We start from the raw sequence: 4,475 nt of genomic DNA, 5'->3' as shown, positions 1-4,475 counted from the left end.
AGCGAATTGCGTGCGCTGGGCTGCCATTTTGCCCTCGACGACTTTGGCACCGGCATGTCGTCGTTTGCCTACCTGAAGCACCTGCCGGTGGATTACCTGAAAATCGACGGCAGCTTCGTCAAGGACATGGTGCGTGATCCGGTGGATCGCGCCATGGTGGAAATGATCCAGCGCATCAGCGCCATGATGGGCAAACACACCATTGCCGAATATGTAGAAGACCTCGATACGCTGAAGAGTACATCGAAGGCTTCTACAATCCGATCCGTCGGCACAGCTACCTCGGTGGCGTTAGTCCCATCGAGTTCGAAGCGGCACATCGGTCCCGCCGCTCAGGTGTCCACTAAATCCTGGTAACTCCAATCGTTGCAGGTGCTTGGAAACAATTGCGATGTGGTGCCCTGGTGTGTAGATTTCAAGGGGACGCCACAAGTACTCTTGATTAGCAATGTCCCTCAGCCCACCTGATCATCTGCAACGGGCAAGCGCACGTACGCGCCGCTGCGATGATCAGGCGCGGGAGGGTGGTTTTAAGATCGAATCGGCGATTGAAGCAATAAGCCACTTCGGCAGTCGTCGCTGCGGATCGCGTTCCGCGAATCGCTGCCGTCAGAGCCACTCGCCGAACTTTTCCACCTTGTCGTCGCCGGCCTGCGGTCGGTCAGGCAAGACCAAGTGCTCGTATCCCTGCCTGACGGCCTGGTCTCGGATCGCGTGCACCCGGGAAACGGCATCCACGAACTCCTGCTCGGTCAGCTTGTGAATGCGATCTGGTGCCAGTAACTCGCGCAGCTCAGACGACTACTCCTGAAGGCAACGACAGCAGAGCGGCCCGCTCGCGCCCGGTCAGTGCGCGAGCGGGCGCGCCAGCGCCTCACGCCAGGCCAGCACCAGCGGCGACGGCGGACGGCCCTTCAGTTCCACGCGCCACAGGAGCCGGACCAGCTTGGGTGCGCCTGATAGCTTGAGGGCAGCCACTTCACGCAGCGCCAGCAGCTCGCGCACCACGCGCATCGGCAGCAGTGCCACCCCCAGGCCGGCCGCGACGGCGCGGGCGATGCCTTCGTTGCTGCCGATCTCTATGCATCGCTGTGGCCGGATCGCGAGTTCGTGCAGCAGCCGGTGGGCCACGTCGCGGGTGCCGGAGCCCGGCTCGCGCAGCAGCCAGATCTCGCTGCTCAGTGTGGCGGCGGTGAGGCGTCGGCTGCGCGCCAGCGGCGAGTGCACGCCAGCGACGACGCACAGCGGCTCCTCGCGCCACGTGTGCGCTGCAAGACGCGGGTCGTGCACATCGCCCTCGACCAGACCGATGTCGATGCGGCAGTCGAGCAGGGCCTCGCAGACCATCTGCGTGTTGCCCTGAACCACTTGCACATCGACGGCTGGATGGCGATGCACAAAGTCCGCCAGCAGTTGGGGCAGCCAGTAGGCACCCACGGTGGTGCTGGCCCCCACCCGCAGGCGACCGCGCTGCAGCCCCACGCGCGCCTGCACGTCTTCGATCGCGGCCCGCTCCAGCGCAAAGATGCCCCGTGCATGCTCGAACACCGCCGCACCGTCCGGCGTCAGTTGCACGCCCCGGGCGCTCTTGGGGCCGCCCGCGCCACGTTCGAGCAAGGGTAGGCCGATCTGGCATTCCAGCTCGCGCACGGCTTTGGAGACAGCGGGCTGGCTGATGAACAGGGCCTCGGCCGCGCGCGAGAAGCTTCGCAGCTCAGCCACAGTGAAGAACACGCGCAGCAGGTGAAGATTCAGTCGCATAACTTAAAGTTACGTTTTCTTGAAAAGAATGTATTGGACTCATGGTACCAGATGCAGGAAGCTGACGTGCATCGCGGCGCTCATAGCGGTCTCTAAGCGCCAGCCAACGTTTTCCGTGAAGGAGTCCGACCATGTCCACCTCGTTGTCCGCCACGACCTCTGCGCCTCCGACCTGGAGGACGCGTGCCTGGTGGCAAGGCCTGGCGCTGGCGGGGCTACTTGCCGCCGCCGCCATGGTGGCGGCGCAGACGCCTTGGGCGGGGCGCTGGGGCCTGTCGGCGCTGACGCTGGCCATCGTGCTGGGCATCGTGGCCGGCAACACGTTCTTTCCGGCCATCGCCGCGCACACGGCTGCCGGGGTCGATTTCTCCAAGAACCGGCTGCTGCGCGCGGGCATCGTGCTGTACGGTTTTCGCATCACCTTCCAGCAGATCGGCGCCATCGGCTGGGCCGGCGTGGTGATCGATGCGCTGATGGTGGCGCTGACCTTTGTTCTCGCGCTGCAGCTGGGCACGCGCGTGTTCAAGCTGGACCGGCAGACCTCGATGCTGATCGGCGCGGGCAGCGCGATCTGCGGCGCCGCCGCCGTGATGGCCGCCGAGCCGGTGGTGCGCGCGCAGGCGCACAAGGTGTCGGTGGCCGTGGCCACGGTGGTCGTGTTCGGCACGCTGGCGATGTTCGCCTACCCGCTGCTGTACCCGTACCTGCACCTGTCCGAGCAGGCCTATGGCGTGTACGCGGGCTCGACGATCCACGAGGTGGCGCAGGTGGTGGCCGCCGGGCGCAGCGTCAGCGAGCCGGCCGCCGCCACGGCCGTCATCGTCAAGATGCTGCGCGTGATGATGCTTGCGCCGTTCCTGCTGGCGCTGTCAAGGGCCGTCCGGGCCGACGGACAGGGTGGCGCGGCCCGCATCACCATTCCCTGGTTCGCGCTGGTGTTCATCGCCGCCGCCGGCGTGAATTCGCTGGGGTGGCTGCCGCCGCAATGGGTCGCGGCCCTGGTGCAGCTCGACACCGTGCTGCTGGCCATGGCGATGGCCGCGCTCGGGCTGCGTACCCACGTGGGAGCCATCCGCCAAGCGGGCCTTAAGCCCTTGCTGCTGGCGGCCACGCTGTTCGGTTTTCTGATGGTCGGCGGCTATGGTGTGAACCGGGCCGTCAGCCACTGGCTGGGGTGAAGCATGCCGCGATGAGGCGATGAGTTTTGGGCAACTCGAAAAACCTCGACTCGCCCAGCGTTGGTAAAATTACATCGTTCTGAATCCGCCCCGAGCCGACTCCGATGAAACCGCGCAGCGCCATCAAGACCGACCTGTTCGCCGACGAACTTCACCGCAAGAAGATCGACACCCTGGGCGACCCGCTGGCCGAGATCGAGTCGTACATCGACTTCGCGGCGCTGGCGGCCGAGGTGGATCGCATCGCGCCCCGGCCGGTCAGCCCTCAGGGTGGCCGCCCGCCGTATCCGACCGAGACGATGGTGCGCATCCTGGTCCTGAAGCGGCTGTACAACCTGTCGGACGAGCAGATGGAGTATCAACTGCTCGACCGCATGAGCTACAAGCGCTTCTGCGGGTTGGCGAACGCGACGAACATCCCTGATCGCACCACGGTCTGGACCTTCGAGAACCGCATCGGCGAAGCCGGCGCGAAGGCGCTGTTCGACGGCGTCTCGGCGCAACTGCTCAAGAAGGGCTTCATCGCCCGCGGCGGGCAGATCATCGACGCGACCCTGGTGCCGGCCCCCAAGCAGCACACCAGCCGGGGCGAGAAGGCCTTGATCGAGCAAGGCGCGATGCCGGCCAGCTGGAAGCCCGCCAAGCGGCGCCAGAAGGACCTCGACGCCACCTGGACCAAGAAGCACGGCAAGAGCCACTTCGGCTACAAACTCTCCATCAACGTCGACACGAAATACAAGATCATCCGCAAGATCGAGACCGACACGGCGAGCACGCACGACAGCCAGCACTTCGACAACGTGTTCGACGCCGCCAACACGAGCCGGGACGTCTATGCCGACCGGGGCTACCCGTCTGCGGAGCGCGAAGCCTGGCTGAAGGAAAACGGTTTCCGGAACCAGATCCAGAGGAAGGGCCACCGGAACAAGCCGCTGTCCGACTGCCAGCAGCGGCGCAACAAGCGCATCGCCAAGACGCGCGCGCGGGTCGAGCACGTGTTCGGGGCTATCGAGCAGATGGGTGGCAAGCTGCTTCGCACCATCGGCCAGGCGCGGGCGAACTTTGCGCTGACGATGATGGCGGCCTGCTACAACCTGAAGCGGCTGGTTTACTTCCAGAAGGCCGGAATCAGGGCCTTCTGACGCCCGAAATGGGCCGAATCGCCGCTGCCCGAGGCGATTCGAGGCAAAAACGGGACGACATAGCCGGAGATGGCGGTGATTAGCTGCGGATATTGAGCCGGATTCGGCCGGGATCATCGTTGTGCGGTGAGGTTTGCTGAAAACAGCGGGTTATTCGAGGTGCCCTTACCATCCGCGCCTTGCGGCTGTTGCGGATTTTTCGGATTTTCAAACTGGGACGCTATATCGCCGAGACACAGATCATCCTCACCGCCCTGCGCCAGAGCCGGCAAAAAATCACCGTATTCCTGACGGCGGTGTGCGTGCTGGTGGTGGTAATGGGCAGCACGTTGTACGTGGTGGAAGGACCGGCCAATGGCTTTACCAGCATTCCCAAATCGATGTACTGGGCGAT

The 4,475-nt window shown here is 64.6% G+C and carries 5 protein-coding genes and 1 pseudogene; 5 read left to right on the top strand and 1 reads right to left on the bottom strand.

The genetic code is table 11. From position 1 onward, the window contains the following. Together ACE3SS_RS14920 and ACE3SS_RS14915 are read left to right on the top strand one after the other, a co-directional pair. Positions 1 to 222, top strand: a pseudogene (locus ACE3SS_RS14920) (EAL domain-containing protein); the annotation flags it as partial. Then, positions 210 to 347 carry an IS3 family transposase gene (locus tag ACE3SS_RS14915; RefSeq protein WP_374595301.1) on the top strand — a complete coding sequence of 46 codons (138 nt, stop codon included), beginning with the start codon at positions 210 to 212 and terminating at the stop codon, positions 345 to 347. The pseudogene ACE3SS_RS14920 and the gene ACE3SS_RS14915, both read left to right, overlap by 13 nt. Positions 348 to 846: 499 nt before the next feature. Here the strand turns inward: ACE3SS_RS14915 and ACE3SS_RS14910 are convergent, their stop codons facing one another. After that, the gene (locus ACE3SS_RS14910) at positions 847 to 1,761 is read right to left on the bottom strand and encodes a LysR substrate-binding domain-containing protein (protein ID WP_202808396.1); all 915 of its coding nucleotides are present in this window, start codon (positions 1,759 to 1,761) and stop codon (positions 847 to 849) included. Positions 1,762 to 1,892: 131 nt separating this feature from the next. Between ACE3SS_RS14910 and ACE3SS_RS14905 the strand changes: the two genes are divergently transcribed. The 3 genes from ACE3SS_RS14905 to ACE3SS_RS14895 all read left to right on the top strand — a co-directional run. Continuing rightward, positions 1,893 to 2,939: a YeiH family protein gene (locus ACE3SS_RS14905; RefSeq protein WP_044305149.1), complete on the top strand. Its 1,047-nt coding sequence runs from the start codon at positions 1,893 to 1,895 to the stop codon at positions 2,937 to 2,939. 104 nt (positions 2,940 to 3,043) lie between these two features. Then, positions 3,044 to 4,081 (top strand): IS5 family transposase, encoded by a 1,038-nt coding sequence (locus ACE3SS_RS14900; RefSeq protein ID WP_374595299.1) that lies wholly within the window; start codon positions 3,044 to 3,046, stop codon positions 4,079 to 4,081. Between the two features lie 179 nt (positions 4,082 to 4,260). Further along, positions 4,261 to 4,475: ion transporter (locus ACE3SS_RS14895; protein ID WP_374595297.1), on the top strand; the 215-nt coding region annotated here is incomplete at its 3' end.

Source organism: Aquabacterium sp. (genome assembly GCF_041915145.1).
Taxonomy (GTDB): Bacteria; Pseudomonadota; Gammaproteobacteria; order Burkholderiales; family Burkholderiaceae_C; genus Aquabacterium.
This window is presented reverse-complemented; position numbering and strand designations above follow the sequence as displayed.

Bases quoted from the DNA above. Each gene is read 5' to 3' on its own strand.
- ACE3SS_RS14910 (WP_202808396.1), bottom strand. From the start codon at position 1,761: ATGCGACTGAATCTTCACCTGCTGCGCGTGTTCTTCACTGTGGCTGAG.
- ACE3SS_RS14905 (WP_044305149.1), top strand. From the start codon at position 1,893: ATGTCCACCTCGTTGTCCGCCACGACCTCTGCGCCTCCGACCTGGAGG.
- ACE3SS_RS14900 (WP_374595299.1), top strand. From the start codon at position 3,044: ATGAAACCGCGCAGCGCCATCAAGACCGACCTGTTCGCCGACGAACTT.